Below are 14,665 nucleotides of genomic sequence, written 5' to 3'. Positions count from 1 at the left end.
GCCCGATTGGTGAGGGCTGATTAAAGTTTCACTTTATACGTAAAAATATAAATTAATATGTAATAAATATCGAAAATTTGACTATTTTATGAACAAAATATTTGTACTTCTTACTAATTCGGTCTAAAATAGTTATGATGCAAAGTTCTTATAAATCGTTTCAATTGTTGTTTGGAAGATACTGAGGTGATTTAACTGGAGTACAAATCTATTAAACCGAAAAAAATTTACGAAGAAGTATCTGAAGCTATTTTAACAATGATTAAAAATGGTACGTTAAAACCTGGTGACAAACTACTCCCTGTGCATCAATTAGCTGAGCAGTTTCAAGTGGGCAGATCTGCTGTTCGTGAAGCGCTAAGTGCGCTAAGAGCGATGGGCTTAATTGAGATGAAACAAGGAGAAGGTACATATGTGAAGAATTTCGATTCTTCTTCATTAACAAAATCATTAAACAATAGATTATTAATGAAGAAAGAAGATATTTTGAATTTATTAGAAGTACGAAAGGTGCTTGAAGTGGGAGCAGTTCGAGCGGCTGCAGCAAAACGTACGGAAGCTAATTTGCAAAATATGAAACATTGGTTAGATGAAATGGCAAAGAGCATTGGAAATGAAAAGGCTGGCGAAAAAGCAGATTTTCAGTTCCATATGGGAATTGCAGAGTCTTCGCATAATAACATTTTGCTTGAACTCATGAATCATGTTTCAGAGATGATTGCTGAAACGATTGGTGAATCAAGACGCATTATTTTATATGGTGAACAAACAACATCAGAACGACTTATAGAAGAGCATCAAGTTATATATGATGCGGTGTTAAAACAAGATGTAGAATTAGCGCAACAAGCAATGCTAGATCATTTAACAAATGTAGAACATATTGTCACAGGTAAAAGCGATATAAATTCGTAATTTAATCTTTTAAAAATCTAATTTTCTGATAAAATAGAGAAAGATTAAGTAAGCGTTTTCTTTAGAAAAGGGAGAGGATAGGCCATGGTTGAGCCTACTTCTTCTTCCTTTAGTCATCTGATGACCATATGTTTGTTGGTGGAGTTGTAAAAAGGGGGAGTAATCATTATGAAAGTTACTTTATTTGTTACTTGTTTAGTCGATATGTTTGAAACAAATGTCGGTAAAGCAACAGTTGAAGTGTTGGAGCGTTTAGGTTGTGAAATTGAATTTCCAGAAGCACAAGTTTGTTGTGGTCAGCCTGCTTATAATAGCGGCCATGTAGAAGCAGCAAAAGAAGCGATGAAACATATGATTGAAACTTTTGAAGATGCAGAATATATTGTTACGCCATCTGGTTCTTGTGCGACAATGTTTCATGAGTATCCACATGTTTTCAAAGATGATCCAAAGTGGGCTAAACGTGCACAAAAAGTTGCTGATAAAACTTATGAATTTACACAGTTTATTGTAGATGTTTTAAAAGTTACAGATGTTGGTGCAAGTTTACCAGGGATAGCTACTATTCATAAATCGTGTCATATGACACGCCTGCTTGGAGTAAAAGAAGCACCAGGAATTTTATTGTCTAATGTAAAAGGATTAATTGTGAGAGATTTGCCAAACGTGCAAAATTGTTGTGGGTTTGGGGGAACGTTTTCAGTTAAGATGACTCCAATCTCTGAGCAAATGGTAGACGAAAAAGTAGATAGTGTAATGGAAACAGGTGCTGATTATTTAATCGGTGCAGATTGTGGGTGTTTGTTAAACATTGGCGGACGTATTGAGCGTTTAGGAAAAGAAGTAAAAGTAATGCATATTGCTGAGGTACTGAATAGTCGCTCATGAAGGGGGAACATAAGCTATGTCTATGAAAATCAGTGAGAAAAAATTTAATGATCGCGTTGGCGATGGAATTCAAGATTCGTTTATGCGCGGAGCGGTATCTTCTGCACAAACGCGTTTATATACAAATCGCTTAAAAGCAGCAGACGAATTAGGAAACTGGGAAGAGTGGCGTGAACTAGGTGAACAAATTCGTCAACATACGTTAGAAAACCTTGATTATTACTTAATGCAGTTAAGTGAAAATGTATCAAAAAGAGGCGGGCATGTATACTTTGCGAAAACGAAAGAAGAAGCTGCAAAGTATATTCAAGATGTTGCAAAAAAGAAACAAGCGAAAAAAGTAGTAAAATCAAAGTCGATGGTAACAGAAGAAATTAGTATGAATCATGCGCTTGAAGAGATTGGCTGTGAAGTGTTAGAAAGTGATTTAGGAGAGTATATTCTGCAAGTAGATAACGATCCACCTTCACATATTATTGCGCCTGCACTTCATAAAAACAGAACGCAAATTCGCGATGTATTTAAAGAAAAGCTAGGCTATGAGAATTCTGATGACCCATATGAAATGACAAAGTTTGTTCGTAAACAACTTCGTGAGAAATTTATGGATGCAGAAATTGGTGTAACTGGTTGTAACTTTGCTGTTGCAAATACTGGTTCTCTTTGTTTAGTAACGAATGAAGGTAATGCAGATCTTGTTATGTCAATTCCGAAAACACAAATTGCGGTAATGGGTATGGAACGTATGGTTCCGACAATGGAAGAATTAGATGTTTTAGTTGGTTTACTATGTCGTAGTGCAGTAGGTCAAAAATTAACAAGTTATGTAACAGTAGCAGGACCAATTCAAGAAGAGGAAGTTGATGGACCTGAAGAATTCCATTTAGTTGTTGTTGATAATGGTCGCTCTCAAATTCTTGGATCTGAATTCCGTTCAGTATTACAATGTATTCGTTGCGCTGCTTGTGTTAACGTATGTCCTGTATATCGTCACGTTGGTGGACATTCATACGGATCGATTTACTCAGGTCCAATCGGTGCGGTATTAACACCGCTGCTAGGTGGATATGATGATTATAAAGAGCTTCCTTATGCATCTAGTTTATGCGGAGCATGTACAGAAGCTTGTCCAGTAAAAATTCCATTGCATGATTTATTGTTAAAACATCGTCAAGTCATCGTTGAGCAAGAAGGTCGTGCACCACTTGCAGAAAAACTAGCAATGAAAATGTTTAGTATGGGTGCTTCTTCAGCTGCTTTATATAAAATGGGTTCAAAAATGGCACCAGCGGCAATGAGTCCATTTACATCTGGCAATCGTGTATCAAAAGGTGTTGGACCACTTAAAAACTGGACGGATATTCGTGAATTCCCAGCTCCAAGTAAAGAACGATTCCGTGATTGGTATAAAGATCATAAGAAAGGCGGGGATAAATAATGACAGGATTAATTCAAAACCGTGATGCCTTTCTAGATAACATTGCAAAAGAACTTGGGCGCGCGCGTAAAACAGAAGGTGTAGAGCGTCCATTATGGAAAAGTAATGTGAATATAGAAACGTTAAAAGATTATTCACAAGAAGAATTACTAGAAGTGTTTAAAAAGCAATGTACAAACATTCATACAACTGTAGTAGAAACGACAAATGAACGTTTACGTGAAGACCTTCAAAAAGTAATCATGGAAAACGGCGGGGGACCTATTTTATTATCAGCGGATGATCGTTTTGATGCATATGGTTTAACATCTTTATTTAAAGAAGAACTTCCAAAGCGAGACGTTGAAGTAAACGTATGGGATTCAGAGAGAAAAGACGAAAATATGCGTTTAGCTGAAAAAGCGAATATTGGTATTGCATTTAGTGATTATACATTAGCTGAATCTGGTACAATTGTTGTACAAAGCCATAAAGGGCAAGGACGTTCTTTACACTTTTTACCGACTGTATATTTTGCTATTATTCCACGTGAAACACTTGTGCCTCGTATTACACAAGCAGTTCAGGATATGAACTCACGTGTAGAAAATGGCGAGACAGTGGCATCTTGTATTAACTTTATTACAGGACCAAGTAACTCAGCTGACATTGAGATGAATCTTGTTGTCGGAGTACACGGACCATTAAAAGCAGTATATTTCATCGTATAAAAGAGGGGAAAGCAGGCCAGAAAATGGCCTGCTTTTTTAGTAGAATAATGGATAATATGAAGTAGAAGTTCTCTCCTTTTTTTGCTATGTTTTTTGGGAAAGGAGAGGAAGGGATGTTCACTTATTTATATGCACTGTTAGCAGGGATGGTGTTTGGTTCTTTTTTTATGTTAGTTGCGATGAGAGTTCCGTTAGGGGAGTCTATCATTACCCCGCGTTCACATTGTCATTATTGTAAATATGTGCTAAGGCCAAAAGAACTAATCCCCATCATTTCATTTTATATACAAAGAGGCTGTTGTACGAATTGTAAGAGGAAAATTCCGATTATGTATGTAGCATTTGAATGCATAACAGGAAGTATATGTTTTCTTACCGTATATATGATTGGAATAGAACGAGAACTTATCATCATTCTATCCCTTTTTTCGCTACTTCTTATTATTTCAGTTACAGATTACTTATATATGTTAATTCCTGATTGTATTTTAATTTTGTTTGCCGTTTTACTCATTCTTGAAAGTATTTTTGTACAGTTAGTCACTTGGACAGATAGTATAGTTGGTAGTGGGATTATATTCATTTTGTTATATTGCATGCAAAAGATATATCCAGAAGGGCTTGGCGGGGGAGATATAAAACTACTTTCGTTGCTTGGATTTATAGTAGGAGTGAAGGGGATTTTTATCGTTTTATTTTTAGCATCTTGTTTTAGTCTTTGTTTTTTCGGGATTGGTATCGTATTAAAACGTATAGAAGTACGAAAGCCAATTCCATTTGGTCCTTTTATTAGTCTTGGGGCAATATGTTATGTATTGGTCGCATATTCAAAGTAGAGAGGGAATAGAAAATGAACGTATATATGGATGATCAAAGAAGTTGTCCGTTCGGGTATGTGCCGGCAACTACAGTAGAATGTGCCTTACAAATGGTTCGGGATTATGATGTGAATATTCTTTCCCTTGATTTTAATATGGGATGGGGAGAAAAAAGTGGACTAGATTTTGTAGAAGCCTTTTGTACAGAGGGATTATATGTAAATGAAATTCACCTTCATACGAATGATGTCATCGGTATGCATAAGATGAAACAAAGAATGGATAAGGGAAAGGAAGAAAGAGAAATTAATCCTCACCTTGTTGTTAAATATGTGGGAAGCTAAAAACTCCAAAGAACACTTTGGAGTTTTTAATGTTTCATATGTGCTTGTAAAGGAATAATCTCTTCTTGTTGAGTTGCTGCGATTTCAGTTTCTTCCTGTTGAACGTCAGGTGTTTTCTTTGTTAAGTAGTGGTATACCATACCGACAAATACTGATCCGCCAATAATGTTACCGATTGTAACAGGAATTAAGTTATGAATAGCACCTGAAAAAGAAATTGTCTCAGGATGCGGTGAAATTAAAGATAAAGCAAAGAGTGATAAGTTTGCAATACTATGTTCGTAACCAGATAAGAAGAATGTGAAAACAAGTAGCATCATGACCATTATTTTTGCTGTGTCACCTTTGACCTGAGAAGGTAAGAAGCAAGCAAGACATACGAGCCAGTTACATAAAATGGCTTTAAAGAATAATTGCATTGTAGGTGTGTTCATCTTTCCTTCAACAACTTTATTCATTAAGTGACCGTGATCAATTGATTCGAAAATTCCAGTTGCGTAAAATAGTAAGGCAAAGAATAAAGCGCCGGCTAAGTTACCTGCATAACAAGCACCCCAGTTACGAAGTGTATCGGAAATCGTTGTTTCTTTTCTTAAAGTTGCGACAGTAAAGTACATTGTGTTCCCAGTAAACAATTCAGCGCCGCCATATATAATAAGTACGAGGGCAATCCCGAAAAACATGGAAGCAGCTAAATAAGTTGCTGGTGAATCTGCAATGTGAAAAAAGTTACCTAATTTAAAACATAGTACAATAATAAAACCGATATAAATACCCGCAAGTGCAGCACGAATGAAATATTGCATTGGGTTTCTATCTAGCATTTGCTTTTTGCTTTTAGCCAGTTTGACAACATAATCTAGTCCTTGTTCTAGCATGAGTAATACGCTCCTTTAGTAAATCTTCTATAAATACTCCTTATATGAATAAAGTACATGGAATTGTACTCACTTTCAATAAGTTTGTGCAATGTTTCACAAAAAGGACATACATACATTAAGAAAACGTTTACAAAAAATAGTATAATGGAATTTTTTCTGGACATTGAGAGGAAGAAAGGAAAAAGAAAAAGCGCTGTAATTACAGCGCTTTTTCGTCTAAATTCTTTTCTACTTTTACTTCCACTTCTTTTGAGAAGAACCAGCCACCAACTGCGATTCCGACTAATACAATCCAGAATGTAAGCTTCCATGGTGTAGATTCTGGGAATGAATGTGGAATTACATTTAATGCAGGATGTGCCAATGTATAAACTGCTAATTTCACACCAACCCAACCTACAATTAGGAATGCTGCAGTTTCAAGTCCTGGTTTACGTTTTAAGATTTGTACGAAAGCAGTTGCTGCAAATCGCATAATGATTAATCCGATAAGTCCACCTACAAAGATAACAACGAATTGTCCAGTATCAAGGCTACCAATTGTACCTAATCCTGTTTTCGGTAAAGTCATTGCTAATGCAACAGCGGCTAAAATTGAATCAACCGCGAAGGCGATATCGGCAACCTCAACTTTAAATACAGTCCACCAAAAGTTCTCTTGTTTTTTCTTTGCTTCTTTTTCTTCTGTTTCTTCATCCGTATTCTTTTTAACATACGTTTTAAATAAGTGATTACCAGCGATAAACATAAGGTAGATGGCACCGATTGCTTGCACTTGCCATACATCGACTAAGAACGAAATCATAAATAACGATCCGAATCGGAAAACAAATGCCCCCGCTAATCCATAAAATAGTGCTTTCTTTCGTTTTTCTTCTGGTAAATGTTTTACCATAATTGCAAGAACAAGAGCGTTATCAGCCGCTAAAATCCCTTCAAGTGCAATTAGGATGAGTAATACCCAACCATACTCCAATAATAATGATACATCCATGTACATTCTCCTCTCATTTCTATAAGTTCTAAATAAGTGAAGAATTTCCCCACTATTTAGTTTCCCCACACTCCTGCCTATTAACTTTGGGAGAATCTGGAAGTGAATACAAAAAAGACCTCTGCCGTTAATAGGCAAAGGTCTTGCTAGACATATGTAATGAAAATGCCAACAAAGCCGGAAGAACTGAGTTCTACGTAATGACGACTTTGTTTCCAAGAAATATTCTTGGACGCTACTCCCCTTTGGAGATATGTTATTGTATTCTCATTATATGGATAATTTATACGGTTGTCAACCTGTTAAAATATCTTCATTCGGATATTTTATCTTCCGGTTCTTTTTACGAGCAAATGAAAAAGCCAATGTTAAAGGACCTATTTTTCCAAAAAACATCATAAAGATAATAATAGCTTTTCCGATTATAGTTAAGTGGGGTGTTAAGTTCATACTGAGGCCAACAGTCCCAAATGCTGAAAATACTTCGAAAGCACTCATCAGTAGAGGAACTCGCTCAGTAATACTCAAAATTAAAATAGCAAAAAAGATAAATGAAATGGAAATAATAGTAATGGTTAATGATTTGACAATGAGAGTATCTTTAATGGATTTTTTAAATACGACAATATCCTCTTGTTCTTGTAAAAATTTAAATACGCCAAAAAATATGATTAAAAATGTTGTTAACTTAATTCCACCACCCGTTGAAGCGCTACCAGCACCAATAAACATAAGGAGCATCATTAATAGGAGGGAAGGTTTTGATAATGTAGAAATATCAACTGTATTAAACCCGGCAGTTCGCGTTGAAATTGCTTGGAAATAAGTGGCCATTCCTTCTTCAAATGGGGTAAAACCTCTCATAGAAAGGGAGTTATGGAACTCGAATATAAAAATAAGAAGGGTAGCAATAATGTTGAAGATTAGAGTAGCAGAGAGCATAAGTTTTGAATGTAGTGTAAGGTTTTTAAAGTTTTTCTTTCTTTTTATATCTACGATTACTGTAAAACCAATACCACCTAAAATGATGAGAGTGGAAATGACGAGATTGACAAGAATGCTATGAGAATGGGACATTAAATTATCGCTCCACACAGAAAAGCCAGCATTGTTAAAAGCTGAGATTGAATGGAAAAAACTATAATAAATCCCTTTGGTAACCCCATATTTTGGTACCCATTCAAAAGAAAGAATTAAAGTAGCAATACATTCGACTGTAAAAGAGAATAAAAATAATGATTTGGCAAGACGGATGACGCCGCCGATATTCGTTTGATTTAATGCTTGTTGTAATAAAATTCGGTTTTGAAGACCGATTTTTCTTCCGAGCATAATCGCAATTAAGACAGCGAAGCTCATAATGCCAAGCCCACCAACTTGTATAAGCGTTAAAATGACACATTGTCCAAATAAAGTATATACTTTTCCAGTATCTACAACACCAAGCCCAGTAACAGTACAAGCGGAAACGGTTGTAAATAAGGCATCGAGCCATGAAATGGATGTTGTCGTAGCAATTGGCAGTTTTAATAAGCATGTGCCGCCAACTGATAATACAATAAAAGATAAAGTAAGAACGCGGGGAGGGCTCATGCTAATATTAATCCGTTTCATTTCACATATCGCTCCTTTCGTGTTGCTTTGATTAGTATGTGAAAAAGCACTATTATGTATGTTGAAAATAGAAAGAGGCAGAGAATATCTGCCTCTAAGCCATATGTTTATAGTATTATCCACGTAATTGTTGTTGAGCTAAAGCAACAAGACGTTTTGTTACTTCACCGCCAACTGATCCGTTAGAACGAGATGCTGTATTAGATCCTAAGCTTACACCAAATTCTTGTGCAATTTCATATTTAAATTGTTCAAGCGCTTGTTCAGCACCTGGAACTAGTAATTTGTTTGTTTTTACCATGTTGATACACATCCTTATGAGTAGTCCAGTCCAGTTAAATAATTATCTGAACTGGTACCGTTATTTTATGTGGAACCGACGTACTCATACGCGGAAGTAATCGGTGTGATTAGAAGTTATTGGATAGAAAAAAGAGTAGCAAATTTGCTACTCTTTTTTCAGTATTGTCGCTGTACCTTCCACGACAATATCATCCGATTGATTATATATGTTTGTTTGCAACGTAATGATTTTTTTATCGTCACGCTTCTTAATAACCTCTGCCACAACGCGAAGTGTATCACCGATTTTGACAGGGGCACGGAATGAAACGTTTTGGGATAAATAAATCGTATTTTTGCCCGGGAGTTTCGTTCCAAGGATGGTAGAAATAAAACTCGAAACGAGCATACCGTGAGCAATACGTTCTTTAAACATTGTCGTTTTTGCAAAAGAATCTAAAATATGAATGGGATTCACATCTCCAGTTAATTTTGCAAAATTGATAACATCTTCATCTGTAATTGTTTTTGTAAGGGATGCTTGATCACCGACTTGAATCTCATCATAACGAAGCTCCGGAACAGTTTGTGCTTCTTGAAATGGATTCATTTTGTCCTCCTTCTTTTCCATATTGAAAAATGTTAGCCATCTTGATGTAGTAGGAGGAAGAAAGAGTTTTGTTTGTGCTGCAGTTAGCTCCCACATTTTTCTTACTTGATGGAAGTAAATAGATTTTTTGAGTTTTCCTCGAACTTTTTTGCGAGTTCCAACTGTTTTGACTTGAACTCCTCCAAAAAACCTTCTAACTGTTTTTGAGCCTCTTCACGTTGTAATTGTTGTTGCTCAATAAATTGTTTTGTTGTTTCTTCAAATTGACCGCTTGTTTGTGTAAGAATTGACAAAGATGTTTTTGTAGGAGAAACAGTAAGTTGCTGCATATGAGCAGAAAGTTCCTTCCACTTGTCTTGCCACTCGTTAATTTGATCATTTAAGGAGTTTCCAGTTAATTGTTTCACGTAATCTGTATATTGGTTATTGAACTGAGCAGAGAGTTGTTGTAGTTCCTTTTCTAGTTCATCTACTCCTGATGTTAATTTATGCAAAGCATCTTGTTGTTGTTTTAATGTTTCTAAAGTAAGTTGCTCTAATTGTTTCCCAGCTGAAGAGAAAAGGGAAAGTGATTGAGACCAGTTTTTCCAAAATGCATCGACTAATTCGTATGGTTTAGTTTCCATTGTTTGACCCCCAAATGTTTTTTTGCATATTGTGAACGCAGATTACTCTGCTGTACCACCAGGTGAAGATGAAGAATCCTTTTCATCCTTTTCTGGAGAAGTAGAAAATGGAAAGAATGCATTGGTGTATAACGTGAAAAACGTTCGCAACATATTTTGATAATGTTCAAAAGAAGTCGCACATGTTGTTAAATATTGCTCTCCATATTCAGTTAAAGAATAAATTCTTTTTGCTGGCCCTCCATCGCTTGTATCCCAAGTAGAAGAAATAAGGTTTTCTTTTTCTAATTTGCGTAGTGTTCTATAAACATTACCTTGGTCAACAGAAGAAAAGCCGATATCCATTAGCATTTGAATAAGTTTGTAACCATGAAGACTCCAGTCTTTTAGACAGAGAAGTAAGAAGGGAACTAAGAAGTTTTTTGGCATGGAGTTTGGTTGTTTCGCTTGGTTGTTCTCCAAACTTTCGCGTTGTTCTGGTTCATTTTGTAGCATGATTGTGCATCACCTCATGAATCAGTAAGATGGAATTTTTTGCTTATAAGTGCAATTTACACCTATCTGTTTTTAATGTCAATACATTTGTTGGAAAATAAAGAAAAATAAAATATAGACTTGAAGTTTTATTCAGAATATTAGAAAATAGTGAATAGGTTGAATTGTTTCAAAAACGAAAAAGGGAGTGTAGGTAAAGTGATTGATCAAAAATTCGATCCACTACAAGCATGGAAAAATGCTTATGAACAAACCGAAACATTTTGGGGAAAAGCGCTCAATGAAACAATTAAAACAGAAGAATATTCTGCTTGGATGGGCAGCGTTCTAGATTTGAATTTGTTTTATCAAAAAGCATTAAATGATACGACAAAAAACTATTTAGAACAAGTAAATGTGCCGACGAAAGAGGATATCGCAAGAGTGGCTACGCTTGTTATTAACTTAGAAAATAAAGTAGATAACATCGAGGAGTTTCTAGAGGAGAAGGTAGATTCTTTAGGACAAGCTCCTACATTAAAGCGTGATGTTACGAAAGTAAAACAAGATATTCGCACGTTAGAAACGAAAGTTGATCAGATTTTAGAGTTGCTAGAAAAGCAAAATGCAGTATTAGCAAAACTACAAGAACCTGTAAAAGAAGAAGCAAAACCTACGAATAAACCAGAAAATAAAAAATGATAATAGCGCTTGTTTATAACATGTAAAGGAGAGAGGGAGAATCTCTTTTCGCGTATAAACAGCGAAACATAATTATATAGGGACTCCATAGTATGAGTACCAAAATGATTCATAACAATCGTTCACAAATTCATTTAAGGGGGAAAAGAAATGGTTCAATTAAATGGCAAAGTAGCAATCGTAACAGGTGGGGCAAAAGGAATTGGAAAAGCGATTACAGTAGCATTAGCACAAGAGGGAGCAAAAGTAGTTATTAACTATAACAGCAGTAAAGAAGCAGCTGAAAACTTAGTAAATGAATTAGGAAAAGACGGACATGACGTTTATGCAGTTCAAGCGGACGTTTCTAAAGTAGAAGATGCAAACCGACTTGTAGAAGAAGCTGTGAATCATTTTGGTAAAGTTGATATCCTTGTGAATAATGCGGGTATTACAAGAGATCGTACATTCAAAAAGTTAAATCGTGAAGATTGGGAGCGCGTAATTGACGTAAACTTAAGTAGCGTATTTAATACGACAAGTGCGGTACTTCCATACATAACGGAAGCGGAAGAAGGTAGAATTATTAGCATTTCTTCTATCATTGGTCAAGCTGGTGGCTTCGGACAAACAAACTACTCAGCAGCAAAAGCAGGTATGTTAGGATTTACAAAATCATTAGCGTTAGAGCTTGCAAAAACAAATGTAACTGTAAACGCAATTTGCCCAGGATTTATTGATACTGAAATGGTAGCAGAAGTACCGGAAGAAGTACGTCAAAAAATCGTTGCAAAAATCCCGAAAAAACGTTTTGGTCAAGCCGATGAAATTGCAAAAGGTGTAGTATACCTATGCCGTGACGGTGCTTATATCACAGGTCAGCAATTAAACATTAACGGCGGATTATATATGTAATGAAGTAAGAAAAAAGTGCATATCCATAGCAGGAATGCACTTCTTTTTTTAGAAGGAAATCGACCAAAAAGGAGATAGAAAAATGACTACATTCGCAACAGAATGGGAAAAGCAATTAGAGCTATACCCAGAAGAGTACCGAAAAGCATACCGCCGAGTGAAAAGGGCGAGTGAAATTTTATTACGTGAACCAGAGCCGCAAGTAGGGTTAACGCCGAAAGAGGTTATTTGGACGAAGAATAAGACGAAGCTTTATCGCTACATTCCAAAACAAGAAAAAACACAAAGAGTTCCAATCCTATTAATATATGCTCTTATTAATAAACCATATATTATGGATTTAACTCCTGGAAATAGTTTAGTGGAATATCTAGTGGATCGTGGTTTTGATGTGTATATGCTTGATTGGGGTACATTTGGTTTAGAAGATAGTCATTTGAAATTTGATGATTTCGTGTTTGATTATATTGCAAAAGCAGTAAAAAAAGTAATGCGAACTGCAAAATCGGACGAGATTTCTTTACTTGGTTATTGCATGGGTGGAACGCTAACTTCTATTTATGCAGCACTTCATCCGCACATGCCAATTCGTAATTTAATTTTCATGACAAGTCCTTTTGATTTCTCTGAAACAGGATTGTATGGTCCTTTACTAGATGAAAAATATTTCAACTTAGATAAAGCGGTTGATACATTCGGAAATATTCCGCCAGAAATGATTGATTTCGGAAACAAAATGTTAAAACCAATTACAAACTTTGTTGGTCCATACGTTGCTTTAGTAGATCGTTCAGAGAATGAGCGCTTCGTCGAAAGCTGGAGATTGGTTCAAAAGTGGGTTGGTGATGGCATTCCGTTTCCAGGTGAATCATACAGACAGTGGATTCGTGATTTTTATCAAAATAATAAACTGGTTAAGGGTGAACTCGTTATTCGCGGACAAAAGGTAGACCTTGCAAATATTAAGGCGAATGTCTTAAATATTTCCGGGAAACGTGATCATATCGCTTTGCCATGTCAAGTAGAAGCATTGCTAGATCATATTTCTAGCACAGATAAACAATATGTATGTTTACCGACAGGGCATATGTCTATCGTTTACGGCGGAACAGCTGTAAAACAAACATATCCGACGATTGGAAATTGGCTTGAAGAGCGTTCTAATTAAAAATAAAAAAATCCAACTAACGTGTGTTAGTTGGATTTTTTTATAGGAAATAACAAAACATAGAAAGGAGAAAATTACAATATAGGAGTATAATTATGAAACTTATGACTGGTAAATTGTTTTGGGATGAAGGAGTTTCTGTACCTTGTTATCCACCGTTAGAAAGTGATATGATATGTGATGTGCTTGTAGTCGGAAGTGGCGAGGCAGGTGCTCATATAGCGCATTCGTTAGCGAAAATTGGAATGAGTGTTACGCTTATTGAAAAACGAGCAATCGCGTGTGGTAGTACAGCTGCCAATACAGGTTTATTACAATTCCTTCATGATAAATCGTTAACCTCTCTTATCCATACATTTGGTAAAGAAAAAGGGGTACGAGCATATAGGCTTTGTTATGAAGCGCTTAGAACAATGGAAGAAGTTGTCCCAACTCTCGATATGAATCCCCATTTTATTCCGCGAAATAGTTTATATTATGCAAGTAAAGGTGAGGATGTCTCATTTTTACAAGAGGAATATAATACGTTACAGAATTATGGATTTCCGGTTGAATATTTCACAGAATCTGATATTAAGAAACGTTATTCTTTTACAAAACAAGCAGCGTTATATACGCAAGGTGATGCCGAGGTGAATCCGTATTTACTAGCACACAGTCTTTTACATAAAGCAAAGCAAATGGGAGCCAATATATATGAATTTACAGAGGCGATACATATAAAAAAACGCCAAAATGATTTGATTTGTTTCACGAAAACAGGAAATCAAATTGTAGCAAAGAATATTATTATGGCGACAGGTTATGAAGCGCTCTTTGGAAAGAAAGAAAAAAATACAACAGTAGAAACTTCTTATGCGGTTGTAACAAATGAAATAGATCAGTTTGAAGGCTGGCATGAGCGATCGTTAATTTGGGAAACAGCACGGCCCTACTTATATTTTCGAACGTATGAAAACCGTATTATTGTAGGCGGATTAGATGAAGCGATGCAAATTCAAACAATAGGTGATACGAAATTATTGCATAAGAGTGATATCCTTATTAACATTGTAAAAGAGATGTTCCCGCAGTATAAGAATATACAGGCAGACTACTATTGGGCAGCCGCATTTGGTGGTACTCATGATGGTCTCCCCATTTTAAAAGAAGATGAAAAGATACATAATTTGTTTTACGCATTGCCGTATGGAGGTAATGGAACTGTATATGGAATGGTATTTGCCAAATTATTTGAGCAGTTATTTACAAATAAAGAAAGTAAAGATTTTTCTTTATTTAATCGATAGAAAAAGGTAGCGAAGTGA

The 14,665-nt window shown here is 35.8% G+C and carries 17 protein-coding genes and 1 riboswitch; of the genes, 10 read left to right on the top strand and 7 right to left on the bottom strand.

Annotated features, from left to right (window positions below; genetic code table 11):
• Positions 1 to 225 precede the first annotated feature (225 nt).
• The 6 genes from COK05_RS14620 (at position 226) to COK05_RS14595 (ending at position 5,113) form a co-directional block, all read left to right on the top strand.
• The gene (locus tag COK05_RS14620; protein WP_255290325.1) at positions 226 to 915 is read left to right on the top strand and encodes a FadR/GntR family transcriptional regulator; all 690 of its coding nucleotides are present in this window, start codon (positions 226 to 228) and stop codon (positions 913 to 915) included.
• Positions 916 to 1,083: 168 nt separating this feature from the next.
• Complete coding sequence (locus COK05_RS14615; RefSeq protein ID WP_098613143.1) at positions 1,084 to 1,803, top strand: (Fe-S)-binding protein; 720 nt, start codon at positions 1,084 to 1,086, stop codon at positions 1,801 to 1,803.
• A gap of 16 nt (positions 1,804 to 1,819) precedes the next feature.
• Positions 1,820 to 3,241: a LutB/LldF family L-lactate oxidation iron-sulfur protein gene (locus COK05_RS14610; protein WP_000061930.1), complete on the top strand. Its 1,422-nt coding sequence runs from the start codon at positions 1,820 to 1,822 to the stop codon at positions 3,239 to 3,241.
• A complete protein-coding gene (locus COK05_RS14605; protein ID WP_098613142.1) occupies positions 3,241 to 3,951 on the top strand; it encodes a LutC/YkgG family protein in 711 nt (236 codons plus the stop codon). Before COK05_RS14610 ends, COK05_RS14605 begins: the two co-directional genes overlap by 1 nt.
• 113 nt (positions 3,952 to 4,064) lie before the next feature.
• The gene (locus tag COK05_RS14600; RefSeq protein ID WP_098613141.1) at positions 4,065 to 4,787 is read left to right on the top strand and encodes a prepilin peptidase; all 723 of its coding nucleotides are present in this window, start codon (positions 4,065 to 4,067) and stop codon (positions 4,785 to 4,787) included.
• Positions 4,788 to 4,801: 14 nt separating this feature from the next.
• Positions 4,802 to 5,113: a cyclic-phosphate processing receiver domain-containing protein gene (locus COK05_RS14595; protein ID WP_098613140.1), complete on the top strand. Its 312-nt coding sequence runs from the start codon at positions 4,802 to 4,804 to the stop codon at positions 5,111 to 5,113.
• Between the two features lie 26 nt (positions 5,114 to 5,139).
• Here COK05_RS14595 and COK05_RS14590 read toward each other — a convergent pair whose 3' ends face one another.
• From COK05_RS14590 to phaQ, 7 genes are all read right to left on the bottom strand, one after another.
• Positions 5,140 to 5,991 carry a formate/nitrite transporter family protein gene (locus COK05_RS14590; protein WP_098613139.1) on the bottom strand — a complete coding sequence of 284 codons (852 nt, stop codon included), beginning with the start codon at positions 5,989 to 5,991 and terminating at the stop codon, positions 5,140 to 5,142.
• 202 nt (positions 5,992 to 6,193) lie between these two features.
• A complete protein-coding gene (locus COK05_RS14585) occupies positions 6,194 to 6,988 on the bottom strand; it encodes a TerC family protein (protein WP_000383326.1) in 795 nt (264 codons plus the stop codon).
• A gap of 82 nt (positions 6,989 to 7,070) precedes the next feature.
• Positions 7,071 to 7,244: riboswitch (yybP-ykoY riboswitch) on the bottom strand.
• 38 nt (positions 7,245 to 7,282) lie between these two features.
• Positions 7,283 to 8,602: a TrkH family potassium uptake protein gene (locus tag COK05_RS14580; RefSeq protein WP_098613138.1), complete on the bottom strand. Its 1,320-nt coding sequence runs from the start codon at positions 8,600 to 8,602 to the stop codon at positions 7,283 to 7,285.
• Between the two features lie 115 nt (positions 8,603 to 8,717).
• The gene (locus COK05_RS14575) at positions 8,718 to 8,903 is read right to left on the bottom strand and encodes an alpha/beta-type small acid-soluble spore protein (RefSeq protein WP_000241212.1); all 186 of its coding nucleotides are present in this window, start codon (positions 8,901 to 8,903) and stop codon (positions 8,718 to 8,720) included.
• Between the two features lie 147 nt (positions 8,904 to 9,050).
• Positions 9,051 to 9,494 (bottom strand): MaoC family dehydratase, encoded by a 444-nt coding sequence (locus tag COK05_RS14570; RefSeq protein WP_001067916.1) that lies wholly within the window; start codon positions 9,492 to 9,494, stop codon positions 9,051 to 9,053.
• Between the two features lie 101 nt (positions 9,495 to 9,595).
• Positions 9,596 to 10,120, bottom strand: a complete 525-nt coding sequence (gene phaP / locus COK05_RS14565) for a polyhydroxyalkanoic acid inclusion protein PhaP (protein WP_098613137.1) — start codon at positions 10,118 to 10,120, stop codon at positions 9,596 to 9,598.
• Between the two features lie 42 nt (positions 10,121 to 10,162).
• Positions 10,163 to 10,615, bottom strand: a complete 453-nt coding sequence (phaQ, locus tag COK05_RS14560; protein WP_000939954.1) for a poly-beta-hydroxybutyrate-responsive repressor — start codon at positions 10,613 to 10,615, stop codon at positions 10,163 to 10,165.
• Positions 10,616 to 10,813: 198 nt separating this feature from the next.
• On the opposite strand from phaQ, the gene phaR reads away from it, so the two are divergent.
• The 4 genes from phaR to COK05_RS14540 all read left to right on the top strand — a co-directional run bounded on the left by phaR (position 10,814) and on the right by COK05_RS14540 (position 14,647).
• Entirely contained in the window at positions 10,814 to 11,296 is a 483-nt protein-coding gene (phaR, locus tag COK05_RS14555) for a polyhydroxyalkanoic acid synthase subunit PhaR (RefSeq protein WP_098613136.1), read from the top strand.
• A gap of 150 nt (positions 11,297 to 11,446) precedes the next feature.
• Positions 11,447 to 12,190 (top strand): acetoacetyl-CoA reductase, encoded by a 744-nt coding sequence (locus COK05_RS14550; RefSeq protein ID WP_000250407.1) that lies wholly within the window; start codon positions 11,447 to 11,449, stop codon positions 12,188 to 12,190.
• Between the two features lie 82 nt (positions 12,191 to 12,272).
• Positions 12,273 to 13,358 carry a class III poly(R)-hydroxyalkanoic acid synthase subunit PhaC gene (gene phaC, locus COK05_RS14545; RefSeq protein WP_000206336.1) on the top strand — a complete coding sequence of 362 codons (1,086 nt, stop codon included), beginning with the start codon at positions 12,273 to 12,275 and terminating at the stop codon, positions 13,356 to 13,358.
• Positions 13,359 to 13,453: 95 nt separating this feature from the next.
• Complete coding sequence (locus COK05_RS14540) at positions 13,454 to 14,647, top strand: NAD(P)/FAD-dependent oxidoreductase (protein WP_098613135.1); 1,194 nt, start codon at positions 13,454 to 13,456, stop codon at positions 14,645 to 14,647.
• Positions 14,648 to 14,665: the final 18 nt, after the last annotated feature.

The sequence above is a fragment of the Bacillus cereus genome, assembly GCF_002567495.1.
Classification (GTDB): Bacteria; Bacillota; Bacilli; order Bacillales; family Bacillaceae_G; genus Bacillus_A; species Bacillus_A cereus_AQ.
This window is presented reverse-complemented; position numbering and strand designations above follow the sequence as displayed.

Coding starts and splice junctions, on each gene's coding strand:
- COK05_RS14615 (WP_098613143.1), top strand. CDS start 1,084: ATGAAAGTTACTTTATTTGTTACTTGTTTAGTCGATATGTTTGAAACA.
- COK05_RS14610 (WP_000061930.1), top strand. CDS start 1,820: ATGTCTATGAAAATCAGTGAGAAAAAATTTAATGATCGCGTTGGCGAT.
- COK05_RS14605 (WP_098613142.1), top strand. CDS start 3,241: ATGACAGGATTAATTCAAAACCGTGATGCCTTTCTAGATAACATTGCA.
- COK05_RS14600 (WP_098613141.1), top strand. CDS start 4,065: ATGTTCACTTATTTATATGCACTGTTAGCAGGGATGGTGTTTGGTTCT.
- COK05_RS14595 (WP_098613140.1), top strand. CDS start 4,802: ATGAACGTATATATGGATGATCAAAGAAGTTGTCCGTTCGGGTATGTG.
- COK05_RS14590 (WP_098613139.1), bottom strand. CDS start 5,991: ATGCTAGAACAAGGACTAGATTATGTTGTCAAACTGGCTAAAAGCAAA.
- COK05_RS14585 (WP_000383326.1), bottom strand. CDS start 6,988: ATGGATGTATCATTATTATTGGAGTATGGTTGGGTATTACTCATCCTA.
- COK05_RS14580 (WP_098613138.1), bottom strand. CDS start 8,602: ATGAAACGGATTAATATTAGCATGAGCCCTCCCCGCGTTCTTACTTTA.
- COK05_RS14575 (WP_000241212.1), bottom strand. CDS start 8,903: ATGGTAAAAACAAACAAATTACTAGTTCCAGGTGCTGAACAAGCGCTT.
- COK05_RS14570 (WP_001067916.1), bottom strand. CDS start 9,494: ATGAATCCATTTCAAGAAGCACAAACTGTTCCGGAGCTTCGTTATGAT.
- phaP (WP_098613137.1), bottom strand. CDS start 10,120: ATGGAAACTAAACCATACGAATTAGTCGATGCATTTTGGAAAAACTGG.
- phaQ (WP_000939954.1), bottom strand. CDS start 10,615: ATGCTACAAAATGAACCAGAACAACGCGAAAGTTTGGAGAACAACCAA.
- COK05_RS14550 (WP_000250407.1), top strand. CDS start 11,447: ATGGTTCAATTAAATGGCAAAGTAGCAATCGTAACAGGTGGGGCAAAA.
- phaC (WP_000206336.1), top strand. CDS start 12,273: ATGACTACATTCGCAACAGAATGGGAAAAGCAATTAGAGCTATACCCA.
- COK05_RS14540 (WP_098613135.1), top strand. CDS start 13,454: ATGAAACTTATGACTGGTAAATTGTTTTGGGATGAAGGAGTTTCTGTA.